This window comes from Amycolatopsis pithecellobii, from assembly GCF_009707865.1.
Taxonomy (GTDB): domain Bacteria; phylum Actinomycetota; class Actinomycetes; order Mycobacteriales; family Pseudonocardiaceae; genus Amycolatopsis_E; species Amycolatopsis_E pithecellobii.
The window spans coordinates 43,230-69,556 of record NZ_WMBA01000016.1 but is presented as its reverse complement, the minus strand read 5'-3'; the positions used below and the strand labels follow the sequence as shown (position 1 = coordinate 69,556).

27 protein-coding genes and 1 pseudogene are annotated in these 26,327 nt (G+C 67.5%); 10 read left to right on the top strand and 18 right to left on the bottom strand.

Annotated elements, in window-relative coordinates; genetic code table 11:
• Positions 1-248: 248 nt before the first annotated feature.
• The 3 genes from GKO32_RS40135 to GKO32_RS13220 all read right to left on the bottom strand — a co-directional run bounded on the left by GKO32_RS40135 (position 249) and on the right by GKO32_RS13220 (position 2,475).
• Positions 249-1,349, bottom strand: coding sequence for a Gfo/Idh/MocA family protein (locus tag GKO32_RS40135; RefSeq protein WP_312867857.1), 1,101 nt, complete (start codon positions 1,347-1,349; stop codon positions 249-251).
• Positions 1,342-1,734 carry an ester cyclase gene (locus GKO32_RS13225; protein ID WP_154757133.1) on the bottom strand — a complete coding sequence of 131 codons (393 nt, stop codon included), beginning with the start codon at positions 1,732-1,734 and terminating at the stop codon, positions 1,342-1,344. The genes GKO32_RS40135 and GKO32_RS13225 overlap by 8 nt, the downstream gene beginning before the upstream one ends.
• 135 nt (positions 1,735-1,869) lie before the next feature.
• The gene (locus GKO32_RS13220) at positions 1,870-2,475 is read right to left on the bottom strand and encodes a TetR/AcrR family transcriptional regulator (RefSeq protein WP_154757132.1); all 606 of its coding nucleotides are present in this window, start codon (positions 2,473-2,475) and stop codon (positions 1,870-1,872) included.
• Positions 2,476-2,597: 122 nt separating this feature from the next.
• Between GKO32_RS13220 and GKO32_RS13215 the strand changes: the two genes are divergently transcribed.
• Both GKO32_RS13215 and GKO32_RS13210 read left to right on the top strand, forming a co-directional pair.
• Positions 2,598-3,569 carry an aldo/keto reductase gene (locus tag GKO32_RS13215; RefSeq protein WP_154757131.1) on the top strand — a complete coding sequence of 324 codons (972 nt, stop codon included), beginning with the start codon at positions 2,598-2,600 and terminating at the stop codon, positions 3,567-3,569.
• 251 nt (positions 3,570-3,820) lie between these two features.
• Positions 3,821-5,143 (top strand): MFS transporter, encoded by a 1,323-nt coding sequence (locus tag GKO32_RS13210; protein ID WP_208024392.1) that lies wholly within the window; start codon positions 3,821-3,823, stop codon positions 5,141-5,143.
• Between the two features lie 54 nt (positions 5,144-5,197).
• Here GKO32_RS13210 and GKO32_RS13205 read toward each other — a convergent pair whose 3' ends face one another.
• Entirely contained in the window at positions 5,198-6,454 is a 1,257-nt protein-coding gene (locus tag GKO32_RS13205; protein ID WP_154757130.1) for a M24 family metallopeptidase, read from the bottom strand.
• A gap of 465 nt (positions 6,455-6,919) precedes the next feature.
• Here GKO32_RS13205 and GKO32_RS13200 point away from each other — a divergent pair, with 465 nt between their 5' ends.
• On the top strand, positions 6,920-8,008 hold the full coding sequence (locus GKO32_RS13200) for a zinc-dependent alcohol dehydrogenase (RefSeq protein WP_154757129.1): 1,089 nt from the start codon (positions 6,920-6,922) through the stop codon (positions 8,006-8,008).
• 76 nt (positions 8,009-8,084) lie between these two features.
• Here the strand turns inward: GKO32_RS13200 and GKO32_RS13195 are convergent, their stop codons facing one another.
• From GKO32_RS13195 to GKO32_RS13170, 6 genes are all read right to left on the bottom strand, one after another.
• On the bottom strand, positions 8,085-9,023 hold the full coding sequence (locus tag GKO32_RS13195) for an SMP-30/gluconolactonase/LRE family protein (RefSeq protein WP_208024391.1): 939 nt from the start codon (positions 9,021-9,023) through the stop codon (positions 8,085-8,087).
• A gap of 24 nt (positions 9,024-9,047) precedes the next feature.
• Complete coding sequence (locus tag GKO32_RS13190; protein ID WP_154757128.1) at positions 9,048-9,539, bottom strand: nuclear transport factor 2 family protein; 492 nt, start codon at positions 9,537-9,539, stop codon at positions 9,048-9,050.
• Positions 9,540-9,633: 94 nt separating this feature from the next.
• Positions 9,634-10,875: an alpha-hydroxy acid oxidase gene (locus GKO32_RS13185; protein WP_154757127.1), complete on the bottom strand. Its 1,242-nt coding sequence runs from the start codon at positions 10,873-10,875 to the stop codon at positions 9,634-9,636.
• Positions 10,876-10,895: 20 nt separating this feature from the next.
• The gene (locus GKO32_RS13180) at positions 10,896-11,522 is read right to left on the bottom strand and encodes a GntR family transcriptional regulator (protein WP_154757126.1); all 627 of its coding nucleotides are present in this window, start codon (positions 11,520-11,522) and stop codon (positions 10,896-10,898) included.
• A 148-nt stretch (positions 11,523-11,670) separates the two neighbouring features.
• On the bottom strand, positions 11,671-12,828 hold the full coding sequence (locus GKO32_RS13175) for a serine hydrolase domain-containing protein (protein WP_154757125.1): 1,158 nt from the start codon (positions 12,826-12,828) through the stop codon (positions 11,671-11,673).
• Between the two features lie 374 nt (positions 12,829-13,202).
• The gene (locus GKO32_RS13170; protein WP_312867856.1) at positions 13,203-13,805 is read right to left on the bottom strand and encodes an HSP18 transcriptional regulator; all 603 of its coding nucleotides are present in this window, start codon (positions 13,803-13,805) and stop codon (positions 13,203-13,205) included.
• Between the two features lie 110 nt (positions 13,806-13,915).
• On the opposite strand from GKO32_RS13170, the gene GKO32_RS13165 reads away from it, so the two are divergent.
• A complete protein-coding gene (locus GKO32_RS13165; RefSeq protein WP_154757124.1) occupies positions 13,916-14,356 on the top strand; it encodes an Hsp20/alpha crystallin family protein in 441 nt (146 codons plus the stop codon).
• A 67-nt stretch (positions 14,357-14,423) separates the two neighbouring features.
• Positions 14,424-14,952, top strand: a pseudogene (locus GKO32_RS40775) (DUF6292 family protein).
• On the opposite strand, the gene GKO32_RS13155 reads toward GKO32_RS40775, so the two are convergent.
• The 5 genes from GKO32_RS13155 to GKO32_RS13135 all read right to left on the bottom strand — a co-directional run bounded on the left by GKO32_RS13155 (position 14,939) and on the right by GKO32_RS13135 (position 19,117).
• Entirely contained in the window at positions 14,939-15,883 is a 945-nt protein-coding gene (locus GKO32_RS13155) for an undecaprenyl-diphosphate phosphatase (protein ID WP_154757123.1), read from the bottom strand. The pseudogene GKO32_RS40775 and the gene GKO32_RS13155 overlap by 14 nt on opposite strands.
• On the bottom strand, positions 15,880-16,524 hold the full coding sequence (locus GKO32_RS13150; RefSeq protein WP_312867862.1) for a DedA family protein: 645 nt from the start codon (positions 16,522-16,524) through the stop codon (positions 15,880-15,882). The genes GKO32_RS13155 and GKO32_RS13150 overlap by 4 nt, the downstream gene beginning before the upstream one ends.
• 36 nt (positions 16,525-16,560) lie before the next feature.
• On the bottom strand, positions 16,561-17,844 hold the full coding sequence (locus GKO32_RS13145) for a HAMP domain-containing sensor histidine kinase (RefSeq protein ID WP_154757122.1): 1,284 nt from the start codon (positions 17,842-17,844) through the stop codon (positions 16,561-16,563).
• Positions 17,820-18,539 (bottom strand): response regulator transcription factor, encoded by a 720-nt coding sequence (locus tag GKO32_RS13140; RefSeq protein WP_154757121.1) that lies wholly within the window; start codon positions 18,537-18,539, stop codon positions 17,820-17,822. The genes GKO32_RS13145 and GKO32_RS13140 overlap by 25 nt, the downstream gene beginning before the upstream one ends.
• Before the next feature lie 83 nt (positions 18,540-18,622).
• A complete protein-coding gene (locus GKO32_RS13135) occupies positions 18,623-19,117 on the bottom strand; it encodes a MarR family winged helix-turn-helix transcriptional regulator (RefSeq protein ID WP_154757120.1) in 495 nt (164 codons plus the stop codon).
• A gap of 88 nt (positions 19,118-19,205) precedes the next feature.
• Between GKO32_RS13135 and GKO32_RS13130 the strand changes: the two genes are divergently transcribed.
• From GKO32_RS13130 to GKO32_RS13110, 5 genes are all read left to right on the top strand, one after another.
• Positions 19,206-19,724: a YceI family protein gene (locus tag GKO32_RS13130; protein ID WP_166459526.1), complete on the top strand. Its 519-nt coding sequence runs from the start codon at positions 19,206-19,208 to the stop codon at positions 19,722-19,724.
• A gap of 30 nt (positions 19,725-19,754) precedes the next feature.
• Positions 19,755-20,318, top strand: a complete 564-nt coding sequence (locus GKO32_RS13125; protein WP_154757118.1) for an NADPH-dependent FMN reductase — start codon at positions 19,755-19,757, stop codon at positions 20,316-20,318.
• An 83-nt stretch (positions 20,319-20,401) separates the two neighbouring features.
• Complete coding sequence (locus tag GKO32_RS13120; protein ID WP_166459525.1) at positions 20,402-20,692, top strand: helix-turn-helix domain-containing protein; 291 nt, start codon at positions 20,402-20,404, stop codon at positions 20,690-20,692.
• Positions 20,693-20,807: 115 nt separating this feature from the next.
• On the top strand, positions 20,808-21,710 hold the full coding sequence (locus tag GKO32_RS13115; RefSeq protein ID WP_154757116.1) for an AurF N-oxygenase family protein: 903 nt from the start codon (positions 20,808-20,810) through the stop codon (positions 21,708-21,710).
• A gap of 4 nt (positions 21,711-21,714) precedes the next feature.
• Positions 21,715-23,121: an FAD-dependent oxidoreductase gene (locus tag GKO32_RS13110; protein WP_154757115.1), complete on the top strand. Its 1,407-nt coding sequence runs from the start codon at positions 21,715-21,717 to the stop codon at positions 23,119-23,121.
• Positions 23,122-23,151: 30 nt separating this feature from the next.
• Here the strand turns inward: GKO32_RS13110 and GKO32_RS13105 are convergent, their stop codons facing one another.
• The 3 genes from GKO32_RS13105 to GKO32_RS13095 all read right to left on the bottom strand — a co-directional run bounded on the left by GKO32_RS13105 (position 23,152) and on the right by GKO32_RS13095 (position 26,317).
• On the bottom strand, positions 23,152-24,435 hold the full coding sequence (locus GKO32_RS13105; protein ID WP_312867855.1) for a CoA transferase: 1,284 nt from the start codon (positions 24,433-24,435) through the stop codon (positions 23,152-23,154).
• Positions 24,436-24,553: 118 nt separating this feature from the next.
• Entirely contained in the window at positions 24,554-25,228 is a 675-nt protein-coding gene (locus GKO32_RS13100) for a glycoside hydrolase family 16 protein (RefSeq protein ID WP_166459524.1), read from the bottom strand.
• 162 nt (positions 25,229-25,390) lie between these two features.
• A complete protein-coding gene (locus GKO32_RS13095) occupies positions 25,391-26,317 on the bottom strand; it encodes a proline dehydrogenase family protein (RefSeq protein ID WP_154757113.1) in 927 nt (308 codons plus the stop codon).
• Positions 26,318-26,327 lie beyond the last annotated feature (10 nt).

Genomic DNA, 26,327 nt, shown 5'->3' with positions numbered 1-26,327 from the left:
GATTCCGCACCTCGAACCGCCCCCGATATGGCCGCGGCCGACGGGACTGTGATCATGCCCATACGGGTGAAAGTAGTTCTCCGCGCAACTCATTGCAATAGTCAGGACACCGGGACCGACGAAGATTCTGTTACCCAGAATCGCGCTCTACCAACAAATCCTTGCGGTAATCGCTCGGGAACACCAGAAGATCTTCGACACCATATATCGGAATAGCCGAATCGAGTTCTGGCCGCTGTCCACCGGACTTACCTGGGATGGAGGGCTTTTCGTCGGCCTGTGGCGGCGGACCGTACGATCGCGTCAAGCAGTCGGTGGCGCTTGACGGCGTGGGTGAAGTCCGGGGCGAGGGCCGTTCCGTGGACGAGGTCGTCCCGAATCGCGGCGTAGGCGTGCGCCAGCGTGTGGATCACTGTTCCGGCCAGGCCGGGATAGTCGTCGTAGCCACTGGGCAGCGTGATCTTCGTAGGCCGACTGCCGCTGCGTGTGCCACACACCGTGACCGGACCGATGTGCGGGAACTCGGCGGCGGTGATCTCGAGTCTCCCCTCCGTGCCGTCGATGATCAGAGAGAACCCGGCACCCGATGCCGCGCCGCCACGGTGGTGGACGGACAGGACCGCCCCGCCCGCCACGGTGCCCGAGATCGCGATCTGGTCCTCGGCGGTCATCGGAACGACCTGCCCGGTGCGCCCGAGGGGAACCTGGCGGCGCCGGGTCGCGGTCGTCGCAACCACTTCCTGAAGCTCGCCGATGACCATCGACACCAGGTCGATCGCGTGTCCGAACGCGATGGTCAGCATCGTGGCCCCGAGCTTGCGGTCGAGCGTGTAGACCATGTTCGGAGACACCGGAGTGCCCCATTCGGTCGAAGACGCCACGACGGTGGCGGAGAGCACTTCCCCCACGAATCCTTCGGACACGAGGTCGGCCAGCCAGCGGAAGGTAGGCGAGGAGCGTCCCTGAAGACCGACGAAGGTGCGCGTCGTCCCGGCGGCACGCTCCATCTCCTCGGCCTCGCGCAGGTCGACGGCGAGCGGCCACTCGGAGAGCACCGGCACTCCGGCCTTCAGCGCGGGCAACACGAGTTCGCGATGCCGAGGCACTTTGACGGCGACAACAACGAGGTCGACGTTCTCGTCGCCGGCAAGCTGCTCGACCGACGTGTACGCGGGTACGCCATACGCCGCTCCCGCGGCCTGGGCCGAGGCTTCGGAGCTCGCCGCCAGCGCGCGAAGCTCGATCCCGTCGACGGCGCTCAGCGCGGGCAGGTGAGCCCCGGCCGCCCAGCCTCCCGTGGCGCTCAGGCCGACGATGCCGACGCCGATCGGCTTACCCGAGTCAGGCACCGAGCTGCCGCCTCAGGGTTTCGGCGTCGTGCAGGGCCGTCATGTGCACGAACCGCCCGTCACGAACCTGATAGATGGCGTACTCGACGATCTCGAACGAGGCGCCGGTGGGAGCCACGCCGAGCCACTCCTTGACGGGCGTGCCCGTGTTGGTCAGACGGGCGGCCAGGCGATCACCATCGACGGCGATCTCCCGGGGCTCCCAGTGGAAGTCCGGGACCGCGTCGATGTCGCCGTTCAGCACAGCGATGACCTGGTCCCGAGTGCCCGGCTCGCCGTTCAGGGTGGTCTCGTCGTTGATGAATTCGTCCATGCGGTAGATCTCGTGGGCGTTGAGCGCCCCGATATAGCGCCGGTAGAACTCGCGCAGATCGGTGTCGGACATGATCCCCTCCTTCGCCCCCCGGAGCGGAGGTCATCCTCGGAAACTTCTGTCCCGAACGGTACCGAAGTTTGGCCGCACTGTCACGGCCCCCCTGCGAAGAGAAGTCGCGCCGGGACGAGCGAAGGGGTGCAGCCGCTAAGCAGGCCAGCCGAGCAACGCCGTGTCGACGATTTCATCGAGCTCAGCAGGATCGAGGCCGTTGGCGGCCTGCACCGCGATGCCGAAAGCCATCGTCATGATGAACCGGGCGAGACGCCGAGGGTCGGCGTGGCGCGGAAGATCACCCTCGTTGACGGCGCGCCGGAAGCGCTCCTCAAGACGGACTCCCGCGTCGTTGCGCCAGTCGACAAGCAGGTCGTGGACGGCCCGGCTCTCGTCGCTCGACGCCAGCGCACCCTGCACGGTCAGGCACCCGGAGGGGCCTCCGGGAGGGGTCGTGGTGCCGACCGCTCCCCGGAGGAACGCCAGGGCCACAGCCCGTGCGGTGGGCTCCTCCAGTGCACGCGTGGCATAGGCGGCCGGCCCTGCGCCGTAGCGCTGGAGGGCCTTGCGGAACAACTGCTCCTTGTTGCCGAAGGCCGCATACATGCTCGTCTTGGTGATCCCCATGGCGCCGGTCAGTTCGGCGAGGCTCGCACCTTCGTAACCTTGCGCCCAGAACACCCGCATCGCGCGTTCCAGCGCCTGGTCGATGTCGAATCCTCGAGGCCGGCCCATGACGGCCCTACGGGAGTCACCCATGCCACAAGCGTACCTCTCGGTACAGATCTACGGTGGCGAACGTGGTTCAGTACCGATCGGTCTTGATATACTATCGTTCTGCACCGATCGGTACTGAACTAATGGGAAGGGAAGTCCGCGCCATGAAAACCATTTCGCTCGGCAGCCTCGAGGTCTCGCGCATCGGTCTCGGAGCCATGGGAATGTCGGCGTTCTACACCGGCGCCGGCCAGTTCGACGACGAGTCGATCCGCACGATCCACCGCGCCCTGGACCTCGGGGTCACCCATATCGACACCGCTGAGGGGTACGGCCCCTTCGTCAACGAGGAGCTGGTCGGCCGGGCCGTGCAGGGGCACCGAGACGAGGTCGTGCTGGCGACCAAGTTCGGACTGATCTCCCACACCGGTGGCTCGGCTCCGGACAGCACCCCGGCCAACATCCGCCTGGCCGTGGAGGGATCACTGAAGCGCCTGGGGACCGACTACATCGACCTCTACTACCAGCACCGGGTGGACCCCGGCACGCCCATCGAAGAGACCGTTGGCGCGCTGGCGGAACTGGTGGCCGAAGGCAAGATCCGCCACATCGGCCTGTCGGAAGCCTCCCCCGCCACGATCCGCCGCGCGCACGCCGTGCATCCGGTCACCGCGGTCCAGTCCGAATACTCGCTGTGGACCCGCGACCCGGAGGCCGAGATCCTGCCCGTCCTGCGCGAACTGGGTATCGGCTTCGTGCCGTACTCCCCACTTGGCCGCGGCTTCCTGACCGGCAACATCCGCTCCCTGAACGATCTTGACACCGACGACTGGCGTCGCACCAACCACCGCTTCGCCGACGGCAACCTGGAACGCAACCTGCGAATCGTCGACGAGGTCCTGGCCGTAGCCACCGAGATCGGCACCACGCCCGCGCAGGTCGCCCTGGCCTGGCTGCTCGCCCAGGGCGACGACATCGCTCCCATCCCCGGCACCAAGCGAGTCGCCCGGCTGGAGGAGAACGCCGCCGCCGATCACATCGAGCTCACTGCCGGCCACGTCGCCCGCCTGAACGACCTGCCCCGGGCCTCCGGCGAGCGCTACGACGCGGACAACATGGCCGCCATCGACCGCTGATCGAAGACGTACCGGGCCCACCGAACCGCAAGGCGAACTCGCGGCCGTGATCCGGTCGGCCACTCTCCGCTATAGCAAACGATTGCAATACTCCTCGCGACACAGACTGCTCACAGCGCGTACGACGATGCCGAAACAGCAGTTCAAGGGGCATTGCAAACGATTGTTTCGATGGCTACAGTGCTGGACAGCGATCTCCACCACAACGACGTCGTCAGGAGAGGAGCCTCCATGTGCCGAAAGGATCAACGATGAACCTCAGACCCGGCCGCAACGAAGCCGCCGTTCGCACGATCGCGCGCACCTCGTCGGTCAACCCCATGCGGGCAGCGGTCGCCGGCGGGCTCGGTTCGCTCATCGAGTACTTCGACTTCGCCATCTACGGCTTCGTGGCCGTCTACATCGCCGGGCATTTCTTCCCCAGCGACCGGCCCGCGGTCGGGGTGCTGGCGACAATGGGGGCGTTCACCATCGGCTACGTCGTCCGCCCCATCGGAGGCTGGTTTTTCGGGCGGATGGGAGACCGGCGCGGACGGAGCAAGGCGCTCGTCGTCACGGTTGTCGCCATGGGGGTTTGCACCGCGGCCATCGGGCTTTTGCCCAGTTATGCCACCATCGGGATTCTGGCACCGATCGCGTTGCTCGCATTGCGTGTCGTGCAAGGGTTTTGTGCCGGCGGTGAGGCCGCGGGCGCGGCGTCGTACGCCGCGGAGTCCGCACCGGCGCACAGGCGAGGCTTCTACACATCCCTTACCCCCATGGGAACGACGGGCGGGTATGCGGTTGCCGCCATCGTCGTCGGCCTCGTCACCATGGCCCTGTCCCCCGAGCAGATGCAGTCGTGGGGTTGGCGGATTCCCTTCCTGGTGGTGGCACCCATCACGCTGGTATGCACATTCTTTCGGTTGAGGCTCGAAGATTCGCCCGAGTTTCTCGAGATGGCTGCGCAGCAGGTCGCGAAAAGCCCACTCAGGCAGGTCGTGTCCCAGCATCCGATGAAGGTCGCCCAGGCGGCGTTGCTGACCCTCGCCACATTCGGCACCTCGACTCTGGCACTCACCTATTTTCCGACCTTCTTCATCAAGGGTCGGGGTATCAGTGCACAACCGTTCTATTGGATGATGGCCGTCGTGATTTCGCTGGCGTTGCTGGTGTTTCCCCTCATCGGCTCGCTCACCGACCGGTTCGGCCGCAAGCGAGTGATGCTGGCCGGCTACGGCGGCTTGGCAGTGCTCGCCTATCCCTTGTTCTGGTCGTTGCAGAATTCGCAGAACCTGGTCCTTATCGGCATCATTTTTCTCGTGTACTACCTCGTCAACGGCTGCACCATCGCTTCTGCATTCCTGGTGACCGTCGAATTGATGCCCCGAGCCGTCCGCTACACCGGTGCCGCACTGGGCATCAATCTCGGCTTGATCGCGGTCGGCTTCGGGCCCACGATCGCTGCCGAGGTCGTGAGCCATTTCGGCAGCCTCGTTCCGATCGCCGTGTTGCCGGCTGTTTGTGGCGTGATCGGCGCCGCGACGCTGCTGTTCGGCGTTCGCGAGACCGCCCGAGCTGAACTCGCAAAGTAACCCGAGAGCCACTCGTCCGACGCGGCGGCGCCGCGTCGGACGAGTGCCGTTTTGTCAGTAGGGATTAGCGACGACGAGCTCCTCGGCGGGGTATTTGGTGATCACGACTGGGCCGTCGTCGGTGATGACCACTTCTTCTTCGATGCGGGCGGCGGAATATCCGTCGTTCGCGGGGCAGTAGGTTTCGACGGCGAAAACCATGCCGGCCTTGATTTCGACCGGGTCGCGGTAGCTATTGAGGCGGGAAATGATCGGCCGTTCGTGCAGGCCGAGACCGAGGCCGTGGCAGAATTGCAGTCCGAAGGCGGAAAGTTCGTCATCGAAACCGAGCGACTCGGCGGTCGGGAACAGCGATGCGATTTCGTCGGAGCCCACCCCCGGCCGGATCGCGGCGATCGTGGTGTCCATCCATTCCCGGGCCCGACCGTAGGCGGCGCGCTGCGAATCGGTGGCTTTGCCGACGCTGAAGGTGCGGTAGTAGCAGGTGCGATATCCGTTGAAGGAATGGATGATGTCGAAGAATGCCTGATCACCGGGCCGGATGATGCGGTCGGTGAAGTTGTGCGGGTGGGGATTGCACCGCTCTCCGGAGATCGCGTTGACCGCCTCGACCTGATCCGAGCCGTATTCGTAGAGTTTCTTGGCCGCCAGTGCGACGATCTCGTTTTCCCGGACTCCGGGTTTCAATGCGTCCACAATGTCCTGATAAACGCCGTCGACCATCGCCGCGGCCTGGTTGAGCAACATGATCTCGTCGATACTCTTGATCTCGCGAGCGTCGAGCATGTGTTGCTGCGCATCGACGACCTCGAGTCCCTGCCGCTGCATCTCGAACAGGAACGGCGGCTCGGCGATGTCAACGCCGACCGGCGAACTCTGCAGGCCGAGGTCGGTGAGCATGCCCTTGATCTGCGTCACCGCGTCGACCATAAGGCCCGCACGGGGCGACACGGCGCCACGGAACCCCAGAAAACCGGGGTGATTGTGGTCCTGCCGTAGCCAGGGCGAATACAGCTGATGGTGCTTCACCGCCGACCCGAAGTCCCACAAATGTGGTTCTCCCCCGCGGGTGAGCAGCGCATAGCGAATCATCTTGTCACCGAGCGCACCACCGACCCAGGACTGCGTCGTGTAGCGGATGTTGTAGAAATCGAACAGGAGGAACGCGCCGCACTCACTCGATTCCAGCGCGGCATACGCCCGCTGAAGCCGGTAATCCCGCAACCGCGCGAAGTCGACACGCATCTCATAATCGACGCCCAGCTGTCCCGGTGCGGAAAGCTGCCGGGCCGTCTTCGCAACTTCAATCATGATGAGCCGTCTCTCCCTTGACGTCAGACCGGACCTTTCCGGACGCTACCAAGGTAGTGCAAACGTTTGCAACAGTGGCCAATCGGGATGTGAGATGGCCGGCGAGGAGGCATCGCGGTGGCCGGCGACGGAGAAAGCGCAATCCGGCCTCACCCAGGCCCCGCAGACCCGGCGCCAGAAACGGGTTTCCTCAATCCGCCACCAACGCGGCGCGGAACGATGCGGCTGTCCGGGCGGGCGTGCACGTGGCGACGGCGCCGCGCCCGGATCGTCGTCGCCTGGTGAATGCCGCGACTCGTCAGCGAGCGGAGCCCGTGACTACCGCGTGGCGTACACGGCTGCGAATGTTTGCAGCGACTCCCCGCTCTTGCTCAGCCACGAATGCTTGACACAACTAAGAACACCGCCATAAGCTGCTGATGCAATCGATTGCACAACCAGTCGAGTAGTGAAAGGTAGGCAATCGTGCGGGCAGCAGTGTTCTACGGTCGCGGTGACGTGCGGGTGGAGGAGGTTCCGGATGCCAAAGCAGGATCCGGGGATCTGCTGTTGAGGGTGTCCGCGGTCGGTATCTGCGGTACGGACGCCCACGAGTTCGATTCGGGCCCGCATATGTTCCCGATCGATCATCCTCATCCCGTCTCCGGGCATATCGGCCCGATGATTCCCGGCCACGAACTGACCGGTGTCGTCGAGGATGTCGGCGCCGACGTCGAAGGATTCGAACTGGGTGCCCTTGTGGTGTCCGGCGCGGGGATCTCCTGCGGCAAGTGCTTTTGGTGCCGGCGCGCGATGACCAATCTGTGCCGGCACTACTCGACGGTGGGGCTGAACCGGAACGGGGCGCTGGCGCAGTATGTCGCGGTGCCCGCATCGACGTGCGTCGACGCTTCCCGGCTGGGCATCACGGCCGATACCGCCGCGTTGGCACAACCGATGTCGATCGCGGTGCATGCGATGCGGCGAGGTCGCCTGGCACCCGGCGAATCAGCGGTCATCCTCGGTGCCGGTGGTATCGGCGCGTTCCTGACCTACGCGGTTGCCGATCGTTGCGGCAGTGTCGTGGTCTCCGACCTCGACGGTGAGCGACTGCGAATCGCCAGTGCTCTGGGCGCTACGCACGTGGTGCAGGCCGGGGGTGACCGCAGCGTCGAGGATGTGCTGGCCGCCCACGACATCGTTCCGTCGGTCATCTACGAAGTTTCCGGCAGCGCCGCGGGATTCCAGCAGGCGTTGAGCCTCGCTCCCCGCGGCGCGCGGCTGGTCATGGTCGGCTTACAGCCGGGCTCCCGGGAAATCGATGCTCGCGGCGTCTCGCTGCGGGAAGTGGAGTTGATCGGCACCAACGCCCACGTCTGCGGACTCGACCTGCCCGAAGCGTTGCGGCTGCTGGCCTCCCGCGAGGGCGGCTGGACCGACGTCGCACCGGTGGCGCTTTCGCTCGACGAACTGGTCGAAGAAGGCCTGCGGCCGCTGGCCGAGCGGCGCAGCACCCGGATCAAAACCCTGATCGACCCATGGGCGAGCGAGACCCGCAAAACGTCGGCGGCGTAAGTAACCCAAGAAGTACACCGAACCGCCCCGGACTCTCACCAGGAGTCACGGGGCGGTTCGGTATCGGTACCGGTCCTCACCCGGCGCCCGTCTGCATGAACGGTTCTTTCCGGGGACCCGTTGTGGTGTCGATGGCGTAAAGCGAGGTGGTCGCGGTCAGGAAAAGGGTCCTCCAGCCCGGTCCACCCCAATGCAGGTTGGCGACTTTTTCCGGTATCCGGATTTTTCCGATATGCCGTCCGTCCGGGGCGAACACCCACACACCACCTGGGCCGGTCACCCAGACGTTCCCGCCCTCATCACACTTCATCCCGTCGGGCACCCCGAGATCGTCGTCCCGCACCCCGAGGTCGTTGTTTTGATAGATGCCCGTGGCGAAGATGCGCGGGTTTTCCAGCGTGCCATCTGCTCGAACGTCGAAAACGCGGATGTTCGCCTGATCGGTGTCGTTGACGTACAGCCGGTTTTCGTCCGGGGAAAAGCAAAGCCCATTCGGGGCGGTGAACATCGTCCGGTCCACGAGCAGTTGAAGATCGCCCCCACCCGGAGGAATGCGATAGACACCCTGAAAGCCCAGTTCGGGTGCACGCTCCACCCCATATCCGGGCATCCGGCCGTAGCGCGGGTCAGTGAAATAGATCGAGCCATCGGAACGCACGACAATATCGTTCGGGCTGTTCAGCTCGCGACCCTCGAAATGCGTTGCCAGCTCGGATCGCGTGCCATCCTGGCCGTATCGGGCAACACAGGACGTCACGTGCTCGCATACCAGGAGGTTGAGCTCCCGGTCGTAGGTCAGGCCGTTTCCCTTGCGGGCCGGGCGCGCGACCTCGACCACACCGGACGGGTCCCATCGACGGCGAACATCTCCGGGAATATCGGAGAACAGCAGATAATGCCCGGTCGGGTGCCAGATCGGCCCCTCGACGAAGTCATAGCCGGTACCCAGCCTCCGCATCGGACCATCAAGGTCGAGCAGCGACTCGAAACTGGGCTCGATTGCTTCGTGACGCACTTGAAAGCCCTTCTGGACGAGCGCTCAGGCTTCTTTCTGATATCCCGTCAACACGAATCGGCCTGGCCATTGGTCTTCGATCTCCGAAATGCGCCGCTGGATTCGCCAGCGACCGTCGGGTTCTCGCTTCATCGTGTCCAGATACCGGCCCAGGCCCCAGATGTACGACCGCTCGCCGTCTCCCGCGTCGAACCGGAACATGTAACTCACGACGTTCGCGGTGTCGCCGTGCAGTTCGATATGCGGGTTGAGCGCGAGGTGCTTGTGATAGAGGTCAGGAGCATGCGAGTGCCGGCTCGCGAAATCGAGCGTGCCGTCGCGGCCTTCCCAGCGATGGACCGAGCCATCCGGTCGCCTGTTTTCCCGCACCGCGTCATCGGTGAAGCAGTCCACCAGCCGATCGAAGTCGCCGTAGTCGAGGGCCTGGCCATACTGCGTCAGCGTGTCGATGATCGCGTTTCGATCCTCCAATTCCTGCACGCGCGCCTTGAGCGCCTCGAATTCGTCCTGGGACATTTCTTACTCCACATCCTGACGGGGTTCTGCAATCGTTTGCATCTTGCCACAAGTGCGAAGGTGAGTGCAATACGACAACAGTCGAAGCCCGATGCTAGGGCTTCGCCCGCGGGACCAGCCTCTGCAACTGCGTCACGTGCTGCGGCGCGAGCTCCTCGATGGTCGCGACGCCGAGCAGCTTCATCGTGCGTTCGATCTGGTCACGCAGGATGAAGATCATGCGATCGACGCCCTCGCGCCCGCCCGCCATGAGCCCGTAGAGGTAGGCCCGGCCCACGAGCGTGAACTTCGCACCGAGGGCGATCGAGGCGACGATGTCCGCACCCGACATGATGCCGGTGTCGATCGCGATCTCCGTGTCCTTGCCGACCTCACGCACCACCTCCGGCAAAAGGTGGAACGGCACCGGCGCGCGGTCGAGCTGGCGGCCGCCGTGGTTCGAGAGCACGATGCCGTCGACGCCGAGGTCAACGAGCTTCTTCGCGTCGGCGATGTTCTGCACCCCCTTGATGACGATCTTTCCCGGGAACAGGTCCCGCACGACCGCGAGGTCGTCGAACGAGATCGTCGGGTCCATGGCGGCGTTGAGCAGCTCGCCGACCGTGCCGCCGGTCGAGCTCAGCGATGCGAACTCGAGCTTCGGCGTGGTCAGGAAGTCCCACCACCACCATGGCCGCGGGATGGCGTTGACGATCGTGCCGGCGGTCAGCTGCGGCGGGATCGAGAAGCCGTTGCGCTTGTCGCGCAGGCGCGCACCCGCGACGGGCGTGTCGACCGTGAAAAACAACGTGTCGAAGCCGGCCTTGGCGGCGCGCTTCGTGAGGTCGTAGGAGATCTCCCGCTCGCGCATGACGTAGAGCTGGAACCAGTTGCGGCCGTTCGGGTTGGCCTCCTTGACGCTCTCGATCGACGTCGTGCCCAGTGTGGAGAGCGTGAACGGGATGCCCGCCGCAGCCGCGGCCGACGCGCCGGCGATCTCGCCTTCGGTGTGCATCAGCCGGGTGAAGCCGGTCGGCGCGATCGCGAACGGCAGGGCCGACGGGCCACCGAAGATCTCCGTCGACGTGTCGACCGTGTCGGGCAGTCCGCGCAGGATCGAGGGGCTGAACTCGACATCGAGGAACGCCTGGCGGGCGCGGTCCAGCGAAATCTCGTCCTCGGCGGAGCCGTCCGTGTAGTCGAAGGCGGCCTTGGGGGTGCGGCGCTTCGCGATCGTGCGGAGGTCGTTGATCGTGAGCGCGGCAGCCAGCCGGCGCTTCTTGGCGTTGAACTCCGGCTTCTTGAACTTCATCAGCTCGAGCAGTTCGCTCGGCTTCGGAACCTGACGGGTCACCATGATGTGCCTTTCGGTGGGATTCAGGAGTCGATGTGCGCGAGCAGGCGGTCGCGGCTGACCGCGATGTGCTCGGACGTGAGACGGGCCGCGCGATCGGAATCGCCGGCGAGAATAGCGTCGAGGATGCCCTGGTGCTGTTCCGCGACGTCGTTGGCGCTGAGCAGGTGAGCGGCCTGCACCTGGCCGATGCAGAGCTCGACCTCGCCCATGATGAGCGCGTGCATGCGGGCGAGCCGCGAGCTGGATTGACCGGCGACGAGCGCGCGGTGGAATGCGATGTCCTGGTGGGCGTAGTCGGCGCCGGCCTCGATCAGGGCGCGATGGGCGGCGAGCGCGGCGGCGGGGATGCCCTTGAGCCGTGCGACCGCGGCGGACTCGACGACCACGCGGCTCTCGTAGAGATCGGCGATCTCGGCCGCGGTGAGCTCGGGCACGCGCGCGGCCTTGTGCTTCTCGCGGCGCAGCAACCCCTCGGCGACGAGCCGCTCGATCGCGACCTTCGCGGTCTGGCGCGCGACCCCGAACCGCGCGGCGACAGTGGACTCGGTCACCGCCGAGCCGGGCGCGACCTCCTGCCCGATGATGCTCGACCGCAGGTGCTCGTAGATCGTCTCGGGCAGCACGCTCGCGTGTTGCTCTGCGACCATCGCGTCACCATCCTCCGGGCGATTGCTTGACAATGTAGCCGATTGTAAAGCAATCTTCGGGGCGACGCAGCGTCCGGAGTCACCGGCCCGGGAAAACAGGCAGCCGCCTCGTTCGTCGTGGACGAGGCGGCTGCCGGAGCGAGCGTTTTTACTTACTGCACAAGGCATCCGCGAAGGTGGACATGATGTCGGCCGTGGCTTTCGGGGCCACCGGGTAGGCGTTCGCCGAGATGACCGCGATCCGGCCGTCCGTGCCCTGGCCCGCCATCGACATGAAGCCGAACGTGGAACCTTCGTGCCCCCAGTACTCGCCACCGCACGGCAGCGGCACGTTGAACAGGCCGAGCCCGTAGGAACCGTTCGCCACCCCGAGACTCGGCGCGGGCACGGCGGTCTTCATTTCCTTCAACTGCGCCGGCGGCAGGATCCGGCCGCCCAGCAGGGCCTCGTAGAACGAGGCGACGTCCTTCGTGGTGGAAACGAGCCCGCCCGCGGCCCACGCCATGGTCGAGTCGTAGTCACTGAAATCGATCACGCCGTTCTTCGCGGGAACGTAGCCGACGGCGTGCGGTTCGGGCAGCTTCGTGTCGCCGCGCAACGGCAGGTAGGTGTTCGCCAGCTTCAACGGGCGCACGATCCGCGCGTCGATCTGGTGCGAGAGCGTGTCACCGGTGACCTTTTCGACGAGCATGCCGATCACGATGTAGTTGGTGTTCGAGTACGTCCAGCCGGTGCCGGGCGCGAACAGCGGGGGTTGCTGCACCGCGGTCTTGACCAGATCGGCCGGGTCCGCGCCCTGGTTGCGCAAGGCCTCCGGGTCGAGAGTCATCAGCTTGCCGAGGTAGTTCGGCAAACCGCTGGTGTGCTGCAACAACTGGCGGACGGTGATCTTCGTACCGTCGTTGCCGTTTCCGTTGATCAGACCCGGCAGGTACTTGTCGATCGGCGCGTCGAGTTCGACCTTGCCTTCCGCCTCCAGCTGCAAAGTCACGGTGGCCACAAAGGACTTGGTGATGCTGCCGGCGCGGATCCTGCCGCCGGCCTGCATCGGCGCCTTGGTCTGGAGGTTCGCCACACCGCTGGCCGAGGTGCGATCCTGGCCCTTGTCGCGGAACAGCGCCTCGACGCCGGGCACGTTGTCGGCCGAGGTCAGTTTGTCCAGCTGCGCCTGGGCGACACCGCCGGCGGGAGCCGCCCCGGCGCCCGCGGCCTGCGTCTGGGTGTCGGCCTTGCCGCCACAAGCGGAAACGAGCACCGCGACGGCGCACGCGATCGCGGCACACTTCGCGGACAAACCGAATTTCATGGCAGCTTCCTCTTCTACTCAATCGAACATGGGAGCGGTACGAACGAGAAAGGCGTGCCGCACGCCGGTCAGCATACTGAGCCGTGACCCATTGTCCCGTTGGGGCAGCACCTCGTTGCCCTTTGCGGACAGGGACACTGGCCGAAAAACCAGTGACTATCGGATAAAGAATATGCCCGATAGTCACCCGCCGGAAAAAGACCTGTCCACTAAGGACGAATCATTCCGGCCAAGCCGGGCCCGGAATATCCCGGCGCAGTACCGGCGCGATCTCCACCGGTTCCTCGCTGGAACAGTTCGTAGGCCCTCGGTTGCGGACGGCGGACGCCGGTCACCGGATCGGTCAGCTGCGCGTCCACATGCGACACTCGCGATCAGCCGCGACCCCGGCGATCCGCGGCGTCGCGGCGAAGCCGGTCGGCCTGTTCGGTGAGCGCCTCCACCTGGCCGGCCAGCCGGGGGTGCTCGTCGGCCAGGTGCAGCCGCGCGGCGGCGAGACGTGGCAGCAGGGTCGTCACGTCGTCGTCCCCGAGGGCGGCGCCGATCTGATCGGCGGTTTCCTGCGCGACCGGGTCCAGACCGTCGAGCCCGCTGACCTGCCCGGCCAGCCCGCGCAGCGCCGCCGAGTTGCGGCGCGCCCAAGCGGCCACCGCGCGGTCACCGGCCCTGCGGTCACGCTCGGCCTGCACCCGCCCCTCCCCTGTCGTCTCCCCGGTGCCCGATGGCTGGAGCCGCAGGTAGCGGCGCTCGGCAGCCTGCCTGCTGGCGACCCCGAGCGCCGGGGCGAGCGCACTCCAGCTGACCCCGGCGGCACGCGCCGCGGTGACCAGCGCCGGCTCCCAGGTCGCGATCTCCTCACGCAGCAACCGCAACGCGCTCAGCGCCGCCAGCAGCTGCTCGCGGTCCGCGGTGCCCGCCCTTCCCGCGGCGACCGCCGCACAGATCCCTTCGAGTGCATCGACCGGATCCCCGCTCACATTGTCATCCTTTCGACGACACCTGACTTGTCATCCTCTGGACGACATGTTAAAACAGTAGTGCGTATTGACACCACACCGTTGTCCAAGAACCAGGAGGTGGATTTCCGATGTTGATGCGCACCGACCCATTCCGTGAACTCGACCGGTTCGCTTGGCAGGCAATGGGCTCAGCCAATCCCGGGACCTGGTCGGCACCGGCCACGATGCCGATGGACGCCTACCGCAGCGGGGACGAGTTCGTCGTCTCCTTCGACCTGCCCGGCGTCAACCCCGACGCGATCGAACTGGACATCGAGCGCAACGTGCTCACCGTCCGCGCCGAGCGGCGCCCGCTGCATCCCGACGATGCGCAGATGCAGATCTCCGAACGCCGGCTCGGCGTGTTCTCCCGCCAGCTCTTCCTCGGCGATTCCCTGGACACCGAACACATCGCGGCCGGCTACGAGGCCGGCGTGCTGACCATCCGCATCCCGGTCGCCGAGCGCGCCAAGCCGCGTCGCATCGAGATCAGCGGTGCCCGCGAAGATCGCCGGGAACTCCAAGGCTGACAACCTGTCCGGGTGGGAGCCCGCGCCGGGGTCCCACCCGGACGCCGCACAGAAAGGTCACTTCCCCGTGACGGCATCACTGGACGCGCAGACAACCCATCAGCATCCGGTGTTCACCGCTTTGCGCGGATATCCTGCGTAAGGTCACCGATGCGCTCGGGATCGGCCTCGAGTCGTGCACGGTCGACCACGACAGCCCGGTCTCGGCCTACGTCGCACTCGACGGCCGGCTTCCGCACTACCCCGACCGTGATGTCGCGCTGCTCTGGGACGAACGGCACGGCTGGGCCGCCGCGATCGAAACCCACTCGGGCGAGGATCTCATCGTCCTGCGTTATCAATCCGACTGAAAGTAGGCGGACACGATCCGCAGCCGATCTGCTTGTAGAAAGCCGTTTCCGCCGTGGCTGCCGTCGGATTGGTAACGGACGGCCCAGTATCTCGGCGGCTCCACCGTCACTCCGGCACCGGCGCACGCCGCCCGGTTCGTCAACGCCTTGTACCGCGACGACCACCGCATCGGCCGGCCCGACCTGCCGTCGATCCGCACCGCAAGCGGGCTCTCCGAGCTCGCCGCCGAACTCACGCGAGCGTGAGCCACAACAGGCTCGCGAGCCCGGCCAGTCCACAGTAGATCGCGAACGGGGTCAGCGTACGGGTGTGGAAGTACCGGGTCAGGAACCGCACGGCAAGATAGGCGCTGACGAACGACGCGATGCTGCCGGCGAGGATCGGGCCGTGAATACCCGCCCCGAGCGGGCCGGTCAGATCGGGGATCTTGAGCGCACCCGCCGCCAGGATGACCGGCGTGGCAAGGAGGAACGAGAACCGGGCGGCGTCCTCATGCGACAGTCCGCGCAGCAGCCCGGCGACCATCGTCACCCCGGATCGGCTGATTCCCGGCAGCAGCGCGAGGATCTGTGCGGAGCCGATGAGCACACCCCGCCCCATCGGCAGTCGCGCAATGCGCGCATCCGGCCCCTCGTCCAAGGTGGGCAGTGCCTCGGTCGCCACGCCCGCGGCCGGCATCGCCTTTCTGTCCACATGCGACGCCTGCGCCGCCGGGGTCGGGGCGCGGCGGCGGAGGCGCTCCCCCAGAAAGAGCACGAGCCCGTTGACGATGAGGAAACTCGCCGCCGGAATGGGTTTGCCGAGGGTGGTGCGGAAGAGATGTTCCAGCAGCAGCCCGGAAATCCCGACCGGGATGGTGGCCAGGACGATCAGCCAGGCGAGCCGTTCGGCGGGAGTTTTCACCCGGCGGTAGCGGATCGAGCTGACGAACCCGCCGATGATGCGGACCCAGTCACGCCAGAAGAACACCAGCAGCGCCAGCGCGGTCGCCACATGCAGGCCGACGATGAACGCCAGGTACGGCGACTGCGGCGCGGAGACATCGAGATCCTGCGCCCACTGCCCGCCGGCGAGTGCGGGGATGAGCACGCTGTGTCCCAGGCTGGAGACCGGGAACAGTTCGGTGACGCCCTGGAAGGCGCCGACGACAACGGCTTCGACGTAGGTCAGGCTCATGGCACCCGGTTTCCTTTGGACTCACGGCGGGCGCGGATCAGCTCACGCGCCACGGGGATGAGCGACAGCAGCACGATGACAGCGATGAGGGGCAGCAGGTAGGTGTCGATGCTCGGGATCTGGCTGCCCAGCAGGTATCCGGCGAGCGTGACCCCGAGCGACCACAGGAGTCCGCCCACGATCTGCCACAGCGTGAAGGCCCGCGTGGAAACGCCGAGTGCGCCCGCGAGCGGGTTGAGCACCGTGCGCACCAGCGGGATGAACCGGGCGAGCACGACGGCCTTGCCGATGCCGTAGTTGTCCAGTGCCTCCCGGGAACGCACGACGGCGGCGTGCAGCCGGGGCCGGTCAGGACGGTCGAGCAACGCGGGCCCGGCGCGGCGGCCGATCAGGAACCCGGTCTGAGCACCGAGTAACGCACCCGCCGCGGCGGCGACGAGCACCCACGGCAGCGACAGGTGCAGTGTGGCCCCCGACGTCGTCGCGCACAGCAGGCCCGCGGTGAACAACAGCGAATCGCCGGGGAGGAAGAACCCGATCAACAGTCCGGTTTCGGCGAACAGCACCACCGCCACACCCAGCGGGCCGAACGCGGCCAGCAGGCTGTGCGGATCCAACGGGTTCAACGCGAGCACATGCACGTTCACCAGTCTCGCCGAACGCGGGTTAACGGATGGCTAACCGACCGCAAGGGGCGGGTCATCGATCGGCAGCAAAAGCGAAAAAGTCGGCGGCGCGGGCTGGGACAGCCACAGCCGGCCGCCCTCGGCTTCGGCGAGGCCGCGAGCCAGCCCGAGCCCGATACCGCGCCCGGCCCCGGATTCCCGGCGGGCAAAGGGATCGAGGCCGCCCGAAATGCCGGGACCTTCGTCGGACACGTCCACCGCGAGCGCGTCACCGGCATCGCGCGCGGTGACGGTCACCGTGCCGCGGCCGTGCGTGACCGCGTTGTCCAGCAGCACGGCCAGGATCTGCCGGATCGCCGCCTCCGACGCGCGCGGCGCGGGTGGGTCGTTCGCGACGACGTGCAGCCGCCGGTTTTCCGCGGCGAGCAGACCACGCCAGCTTTGTTCGATTTCGGCGAGCAGGGTGCCGAGATCGGCCACCTCCGTCGTGGCGCGCTGATTGCGGGCGAGCGTGAGCAGGTCCTGAATGGTGCGTTCGAGACGGTCCGCGGTGTCCACGCAGTCGCGCAGCGCGGCCCGGATCTCGTCCGGGTCCGTCGTCTCCTGCGCGGCCTCGAGCTGCAGCCGCAGTCCCGCGAGCGGGGTGCGCAGCTGGTGCGAAGCGTTGGCGGAGAACGCACGTTCCCGCTCGAGCATGTCCCCGATCCGCTCGGCCGTGGTGTTCACCGACGAGCCCACCGAGTCGATCTCGGTCACCCCGGCCGGCCGCGCCCGGACCGTGAAATCGCCCTCCCCCAGCCGCCGCGCGGTCAGCGACAGGTCTTCGAGCGGGCGGGCGAGCCGTGCGGCCATCCGGCGCGCGACGAGCCAGGTCAGCCCGAGCGCCGCGGCCGCGAGACCGGCCATCACCAGCCAGGTCAGCCCGGTCCGCACGTAGAGTCCGGCGCCCCCGCTCGCCGTGCGAACCACCCCGACCAGCTGGCCCTCGTCCGTGACCGGCACGGCGAACACCAGGTCCGGGCCACCGCGCGCCGGCCCGCTCGCCATGGCACGGGCGACGATCTCATCGGCGGTGGCGGGACCGGTGCCCGCGAGCAACCGGCCGTCGGGCGCATAGACGGCGATGTCGGTGCCGCTACTGGGCAGGCGCACCGTCGCGGGATGCGCGGCCAGGTCGTCCGCGAGCGCGAGCGCGGTGGAGTCGGCGACCCGTTCCAGTTCGGCGCGCTCGTCATCGAGGTAGTACTTGGCGACTCCCGCCGCCAGCGGCAGCCCGAACAGGCTGATCGCGAGCAGCGCGGCGGCCAGGGTCAGCGCGATGATTCGTTTGCGCATGGAGCCTCCCCGGGCAGGTCCAGCCGGTAGCCGTGGCCGCGCAGCGTGGAGATCCCCGGTGCCTCGCCCGGCGCGGCGTCGGCGAGCTTGCGGCGCACCGCGGCGATGTGCACGTCGAGGGTCTTGGTCGAGCCGTACCAGTGCGCGTCCCACACGTCGGTCATCAGCGTGTCCCGGCTGATCGCGACGCCGGGGTTACGGGCGAGCCGGGCCAGCAGGTCGAACTCCTTGGCCCGCAACAGGATTTCCCGCCCGCCGAGGTGCACCCGCCGGGCTGCGACGTCGACGCGCAGCGGCCCGACTTCGAGCACCCCGGCCGGCGCCGGTCCGGCCGGGCCGCGCCTGAGGTGGGCACGGACCCTGGCCAGCAGCTCGGCGAGCCGGACCGGTTTGGTGAGGTAGTCGTCGGCCCCGGCCTCCAGGCCCACGACGACGTCCATTTCCTCGTGCCGCGCGGTGAGGATCACCAGCACCGCCGAGGGCTGCCCGGCCCGCAGCCGGCGGCACACCTCGATCCCGTCGAGGTCGGGCAGGCCGAGATCGAGCAGCACGAGGTCGAACACGCTCGCCGCCGCGGCCGAAAGGCCGGCCGCGCCGCCGCGTTCCCAGCGGACGTCGAACCCGTGCCGGCGCAGGCTCGTCTCCAGCACCCGCCCGATCGTCTCGTCGTCCTCCACCACCAGCAGCTTCGCCATGGCGGCAGCCTAATCCGCGCCGCCCTGCCGCGCCCAGCAGCCGCCCGCAGTCCACAGTGGACGAATTCCGGATCCACAAAGGACTACGGGCAGCCGTCGATGCGGTGCAGGATCTGTTCGGAGCTTTCCCGCAGCGCGGTCAGGGCCTCGTCGTCGAGGACATCGATGACGAGGTCGCGCACCTTCGCGACATGCCCCGGCGCGGCACGCACGAGATGCTCGTACCCCTCGTCGGTCAGGATCGCGTTGGTGTAGCGGCGGTCATCCCGGTCCGGCTCGCGCCGCACGAAGCCACGTTTTTCCAGCCTGCTGATCAGGTGGGACAGCCGCGAGAGCTCGGCGTTGGTCAGCAGCGCGAGCCTGCTCATCCGCATCCGCCTCCCCGGCTCTTCGGACAGGCCGGCCAGCACGTAGTACTCGACGTAGCTGAGCTGGGCATCGCGCTGCAGCTGGGCTTCCAGCTCGGTCTGCAGCCTGGCGAACATGAACGTGAACGACCGCCATGCATCGAGCTGGGCCGCGTTCAGCCAGCGTGGCCCGTTCGTTTCGGCCTGCTTGCGCGATTTGCCGGTACCCATCGGCCCAGCTTACCCGATCACTTGAATGTTCATGTGCTGTCCGGTACGGTATGACGTGAACATTCAAGTAAACGAGAGGGGTGGCCGGATGACGGTCGTCGTTCCACCAGCAGGGCGGTATGTCGTCGATCCGGGCCGTTCCGAGATCACCTTCACCGCGAAGCACCAGTTCGGCCTGGGTACGGTCCGCGGCGGTTTTTCCTTGCGCACAGCGGAAATCACCGTGACCGACCCGCCGGCGAGCTCGGCGGTGCGGGTCTCCGTCGACGCCACAAGCTTCGACAGTGGCCACAAGGGGCGCGACGGTAAGGTGAAGTCGAAGACGTTCCTGGATGTCGAGCGACACCCCGAGATCGCCTTCGAATCCACCGGCGTCACGGTCGACAGCGCGGGCAACTGGACGGTGCGGGGCATCCTCACCGCCCGTGGCGAGAAGGCCCCGGTCGAACTCGCCGTCGTGGACGCCAAGACGGCCGGCACCGAGCTCACGCTCACCGCCACGACCGTCGTCGACCGTTACGCGCATGGCATCACCGCGATGAAGGGGATGGCGGGCCGCCACCTTCATCTGACCGCACAGGTTCGCGCCCACCGCCAGGGCGCGTAGGCAAGCACTCACTGACCACAAAGGACTGAAATGAGCGACCTGAAAATCGCGATCATCCTCGGCAGCACCCGGCCGGGCCGCAACGGCAAGGCCGTCGCCGACTGGGTACTCGAGCGCGGGAAGGGCCGGGCCGGCGCCGACTACGAGCTGGTGGACCTGGCGGACTTCCCGTTGCCGCACCTGGACGAGCCGATCCCGCCGTCGGCAGGCCAGTACGTCGGCGAGCACACCAAGGCCTGGGCGGCGAAGATCGCCGAATTCGACGGGTTCGTCTTCGTCACCCCCGAGTACAACCACTCCACCTCTGGTGTGCTCAAGAACGCGATCGACTATCTGTACTCGGAGTGGAACAACAAGGCCGCGGCGTTCGTCTCCTACGGCGGGCTCGGCGGCGCCAGGGCGATCGAGCACCTGCGGGGCATCGCCAGCGAGCTGCAGCTCGCGCATGTTCGCCAGCAGCTGTCCTTCTCGCTGTTCAACGACTTCGAGAACTTTTCGGTGTTCAAGCCGGCCGCCCTGCACGAGGACGCGGTCACCACGCTGTTCGACCAGCTCGAAGCCTGGTCGGGTGCGCTCAAGCCCCTGCGCGGCTGACCGCGGTGGGCCGCCATGGTCCGCGCTGGACCGGGGCGGCCCGAAATCGCGTCATGGCACCGCCGCGCCGACGTCGAGTCCGCATGGACAACAGCGACACTCGCGTGCCGAGATCGGACGCCTTCGCCGCGGCAGTGGGGAACATTCTGCGTGAATTACGGCTCGGGCGAGGCTGGACGCGGGCGGAGCTGAGCACGCGCACCGCGGGCGAGATCGCGGGTTCCTCCATTTCCAGCTATGAGAGCGGGTACCGCGCACTCAAGCTCGAAATCCTCGCCACCCTGTGCACAGCACTGGACGTCCGGGTCGATGCGGTCTTCACCGCGGCCGAACGGCGTGCGCGAGAAGGCGCTTTCCACGCTCCGGAGCTGTGACGTACGGCCCCGGCCCCAGGCAACCGTCATCGATGCCGGTTGGCCACCTGACAGATTCATGTTACCTTGGGTAACAGTAAATCTCGGTAACACCGTCGTCAGGGAGAGCCGCCGTATGACCAGCGCCGCTACGGACGAGCAGGCCGGCCGCCGGGAAACCGCACGCCGGCTGCTGGACTCGTCCGAGACCTTGTCCTACGACCCGGTCCGCGAGGTCGACTGGGAGACCGCCCTCGACGAGGACCACCACGGGGCGAGCCCGGAGTGGAGCACCCTGTACGGGACTTCGTACTGGGCGGAGCTGACGCCCCGGCAGCAGCGCGAGCTGACCCGCCAGGAGGCGGCTTCAGTGGCGAGCACCGGGATCTGGTTCGAGATGATCCTGCAGCAGATGATGCTGCGGGACTTCTACGCGAAGGATCCGACAGACCCGGCGTTCCAGTGGGCGCTGACCGAGATCGCCGACGAATGCCGGCATTCGATCATGTTCGCCCGGGGCGCCGCGAAACTCCGCGCACCCGCCTACCGCCCGCGCCGCTTCGTGATCGAACTCGGGCGCACGTTCAAGACCCTCGCTTCCGGTGAGGCCGCCTATGCAGCGATCCTGGTCGCCGAGGAGGTCCTCGACGTCATGCAGCGGGACTGGATGCGCGACGAGCGGGTGGCGCCGTTCGTCCGCACCATCAACAACATTCACGTCGTCGAGGAATCGCGGCACATGAAGTTCGCCCGCGAGGAGACCCGGGACCGGTTGCGTGGTGCGGGCTGGCTGCGCCGCCAGGTCAACGCGCTCGTCGTGGCCATCGCCGCGTACTTCATCGTCACCAGCATGGTGAGCGACAAGGTGTACGCGAACGCCGGCCTCGATCTGCGGCGCGCGATCCGCGAGGCGCGCGCGAACGAGCACCACAAGTCGATGCTGCGCTCCAGTTGCGCCGGCCTGATGGAATTCCTCGCCTCGGCCGGCTTGCTCACGAAGGCGTCGGCATGGTTCTACCAGCGCGCGAATCTTCTGTGACGCCATGGCCTACGCGATCACCCAGACCTGCTGCGCCGACGCGTCCTGCGTGTCCGTCTGCCCGGTCAACTGCATTCACCCCACGCCGGACGAGCCGGACTTCGGCAGCACGGACCTGCTCCACATCGACCCGCGTGCCTGCATCGACTGCGGTGCCTGCGCGGACGCCTGTCCCGTCGACGCGATCTTCCCCGTGGACGCGCTGACCGCTTCCCTCCAGTCCTATTCGGACCTCAACGCCGCCTACTACACGGATCGCGAGCCGGCGCCCGATCCGTCGCCGAACTTCCACGCGTGGGCCCCGCCGGTGTTCGCCAGGAGCATCCCGAGTGACTTCGCCCCGCTGGACGTCGCGGTGGTGGGCACCGGGCCGGCCGGGATGTACGCGGTCGAGGATCTGTTGCTGCACACCGGTTCCCGGGTGACGCTGATCGACCGGCTGCCGGTGGCCGGCGGCCTCGTGCGGTTCGGGGTCGCGCCGGATCACCCGTCCACCAAGCGGATCGGCGAGACTTTCGCGCGGTTCCACCACCATCCGCGGCTCCGGTTGCGGCTGGGCCTCGAGGTCGGGACCGATGTCACGGTCGAGGAACTGGCGCGGCGGCATGACGCCGTGATCTACGCCGTCGGCGCGTCTTCCGCGCGCAGGCTGGGAATTCCCGGTGAGGAACTGCCCGGCAGTGTCGCCGCCACGGCGGTGGTCGGCTGGTACAACGGACATCCGGACCTCGCGGCCGACGCGATCGACCTGTCGGCAGAGCGGGTCGTCGTGGTCGGCACCGGCAATGTGGCGCTGGATGTGGCCCGGATCTTGACCGCGGATCCGGGCACGTTGCGCGGCACGTCGATCGCGCCGGAAGCGTTGGCACGGCTGGAATCGAGCAAGGTGCGAGAGGTCGTGCTGCTGGGCAGGCATGGCCCGGAGACGGCCGCGTACACCGGCCCGGAGCTGCTCGCGCTGCGTGAACGGGAGCTCGTGGTGGACGGTGACGATCGCACGATCGCGGCCGGGGACGGGAAAGCCGGGTTACTGCAAGGGGTTCCGGTGGAGAACATCGATTGGTCCACACCACCACCGGAGCGGCGGCGCATCGTACTGCGGTTTCACTCGGCGCCGGTGGAAATCCTGGGAGACAGCCAAGTTCGCGGCGTGCGGCTTGCCGATGACACGGAGATCGCGGCCGGGCAGGTGGTGTCCGCGGTGGGGCAGCGCGGCACTCCCGTGCCCGGGCTGCCTTTCGACGCCGAAACGGGCACGATCCCGCACACGGCAGGCCGGGTGAGGCCGGGGACGTACGTCGTGGGCTGGATCAAACGCGGCCCGTCCGGCGGAATCGGCGCGAACCGTACCTGCGCGCGGGAAACCGTGAGCACCCTGCTGGCGGACGCGATCAACGGCCGGCTCGGCTGAGACTCCCGTCAACGCCCCTCGGCGGACACCTCAGCCGAACTCATGCAGCACCTGCGCCGTGTGCGCGCCAAGCGGGGCCGCGCGCCCGGCGGGGCGGCGGGCCACCGGTGGTGCGGCGTCGACCCGGAAACCACCGTCGAGCGAGCCGGTGAGCGTGGCGGCTGCTTGGGCGCGCTGGGACAGTTCCGCGAACCACCAGCCGCCGCCCAGCCGGCAGGCCACCGCGGTCAGCGCGGCGTTCACGCCGGTCAACGGGGCCGCGATCGCATCACCGCACGGCGCGAGCCCTCCGCGGTCGTCAGCGATGCGCCCCGCAGCGTCCCCCTGCGCCGCGAGCGCTCCGTCATCGGGGGCGGCCGGGCCCCCAGCATCGCCGCACGCCGGCACTCCGTGGTCATACGCGACCAGTCCGGCGGCCACCGCGTCCTCGTCGCCGGAACCGCCCGTGATGCGCAGCCAGCATTTGTCCTTGGCTATGACCGGCGGATCGACCAGCACGTCATCGATCACCACGTCCGCCGCTTCGATGAGCCGGACTGCCTTTTCCGGCGCGAGCGCCACCGATTCCTGGCCGCTGTGCAGCAGATCGAAGAACTCGCGCGGGCCCGAACGCGCGGTATCCGGCCGGCCCGGATCCTCGATCTTGAGCACCCGCGCACCCAGCAGAGTCAGGATATGCCCGCACAACGGCCCAGCCCAGCCCGAGGACAGGTCGGCGACCAGCAGTTCGGGCAACCGCCACCGCTTTCGGTCCGTCCACATCGGACGATCACTTGACACCGCTTCCCGGCTCAGTCCATTGAGGACAACGGGAGCAGCACAACTATCCACTGTGTACTGCGTGACTCGAAAAGTGCCGTCCGCGGACCACGGTGCGTTCCGGTGGAACCCCGCGATGGCGGCCCGTTCGCCGAGGACCCGCGGTCCGGGCAGGACCACCTCCCGGCCGCCAACGCGGGCCAGCAGCTCCGTCGCCAGCAACGCACCCCAGGCAACGCTCGCCGGCTGTCCTGGACACAGCAGCGGCGGCCCATCGCGACGACCGGTGAGCATCATCGCGCCCGAGGCGGCCCAATCTTCGGCCGCCGTGGTATCCACTGTGCGCACCGTCGGCACCGTGGCGGCCGAGGGCAGCATCCCGACGGCGTCGATAACCCCGTCGGCCTCGCGCCATGCGCCGTCATCCCCGGAATCGACGACAGCGCCGAGCGCCGCGAGCAGCCGGCCGGCGTGCCAGACCGCCGCCCCCGATCCACACACCGCGACCCGCAGCCCGCTCAGCGGGCCGCCCGCCTGGGGTCTCCAACCGGCCACAAAGGACAATTCTGCGCCACCATCGCGCCCCGCGCCGGATCATGCGACACCCATCAGGGCGACACCGCCTTCCACGCTGCGTTTCGCGGCCACCGTGCCGGTTGCGCTCCCGCGTCGCTCAGCCGGATTCGTGCACCCAGTCGATGTCCACTTCGGCCGTACCGGTCACCGGCCCGATGCGGTTGATCTGGAACACCAGGTGCATGGGGCCAGTGGGCAGGTGCCGGGAGTAGACATGCCACACCTGCCCGTCGACCGAAACCCGCACCTGCGAAGGACTCCATTCCACGCCGTAGGTGTGCCACTGGGTCATGTCGACGCGGAAATCGCCGGCGTAATCGGAATCGTCACCGCCGCCCGGCCCGGCGTAGTGAATCCACGACCCGAAGGACTGACGGCTGGTGTCATAGCATTCGAGCCAGTCGATCTCGCCCGCCTGCGGCCAGTCCGCGTCGTGCTCCGGCCAGTAAAGGAAAACCGGGGCCAGTCCCTGCCCTGCCGGTGCCGGGAAGCGGGCGCGTACCTCGGTTTTCCCGTAGGTCCGCTGGGTTCGCGACGCGACCCCGCAGATGCCCGAGCTGTCCGCGCGCAGCCGCAGCAACCCGTCCGAGACCGTGCACTGCGCGGCCTGCCAGGTCTCCCCCGACGCCTGGTTGAAACCGTTGTAGGCGACCCAGCGCGTGGCGTCGAGTGCGGACCCGTCGAAGTCCTCGGGCGCCTGCGGCGGCGAGCCGCCCGCGTCACCAGAACAGGCCGTGAGCAGCATCAGCACGACCACCAGCCAGGACTTCACCCGTCGAGTACACCACGCCGGACGCTGCCTCGCGGTTACCAATCCGGCCGAAAGTAGGCGGACACGGTCCGCAGCCGATCTGCTTGTAGACATCCGTTTCCGCCGTAGCTGCCGTCGGATTGGTAACGAACGGCACAGTACGGCAGGCAGCCGCGGCGGAACTCACCCGCGGCGGGCGAGTGCGCGCAGGAAGAACACCAGGTTCGCCGGGCGCTCGCCGAGCCGGCGCATGAAGTACGGGTACCACTCGGTGCCGTAGGGCACGTACACCCGCATCCGCAACCCGCGTCCGGCGAGCTCCTGCTGGACCCGCGGGCGTACCCCGTAGAGCATCTGGAGCTCGTACTCGCCGCGTGACCGGCGCGCGTTCCCGGCCAGCTCCTCCGCGACCGCGATCAACCGCGTGTCGTGCGTCGCGACCATGGGATAGCCCTGACCGGCCATCAACACCTTGAGGCAGCGGACATATGATTTGTCCACTTCGGACTTGTCGCGGTAGGCGACCGAGGACGGCTCGTCATAAGCACCCTTGCACAACCTGATCCGCGAACCCGGCCCCGCGAAATCGGCGCAGTCGGCCTCGGTTCGTTTGAGATACGCCTGCAGAACCGTTCCCGTGGACGGGAAGTCGGCACGCAGGGCCCGCACGGTCGCCAGCGTCGAATCGGTGGTGGTGTGGTCCTCCATGTCCACGGTGACGGTCGTGCCCGCCGCGGCCGCTGCCTCGCAGATGCGCCGGGTGTGCTCCAGCGCGATCTTCTCCCCGTCCACCGGCAAAGCCTGCCCGAGCGCGGACAGCTTGACCGAAACCTCCGCCCGCTCCCCCAACCCCTCTGCCGCCAAGCGCGCGAGCAGCACGCGGTAGGCCTCGGTGGTCTGCTCGGCCTGCGAACGGTCCACAGTGTCCTCACCGAGGTGATCGAGCGAGATCAGCCTGTCCACCGCCAATTCGCGCGCGACGCGCACGGCATCGTCCACAGTGGAACCCGCGACGAACCGGCTGACGATCGGGCGCATCACCGGCGTGCGTTCGACGACGGAGCGGCAGGCGGCCGACCGGGACGCGGCGATCAACGCGGAACGGAGCATGCTGGTCCCC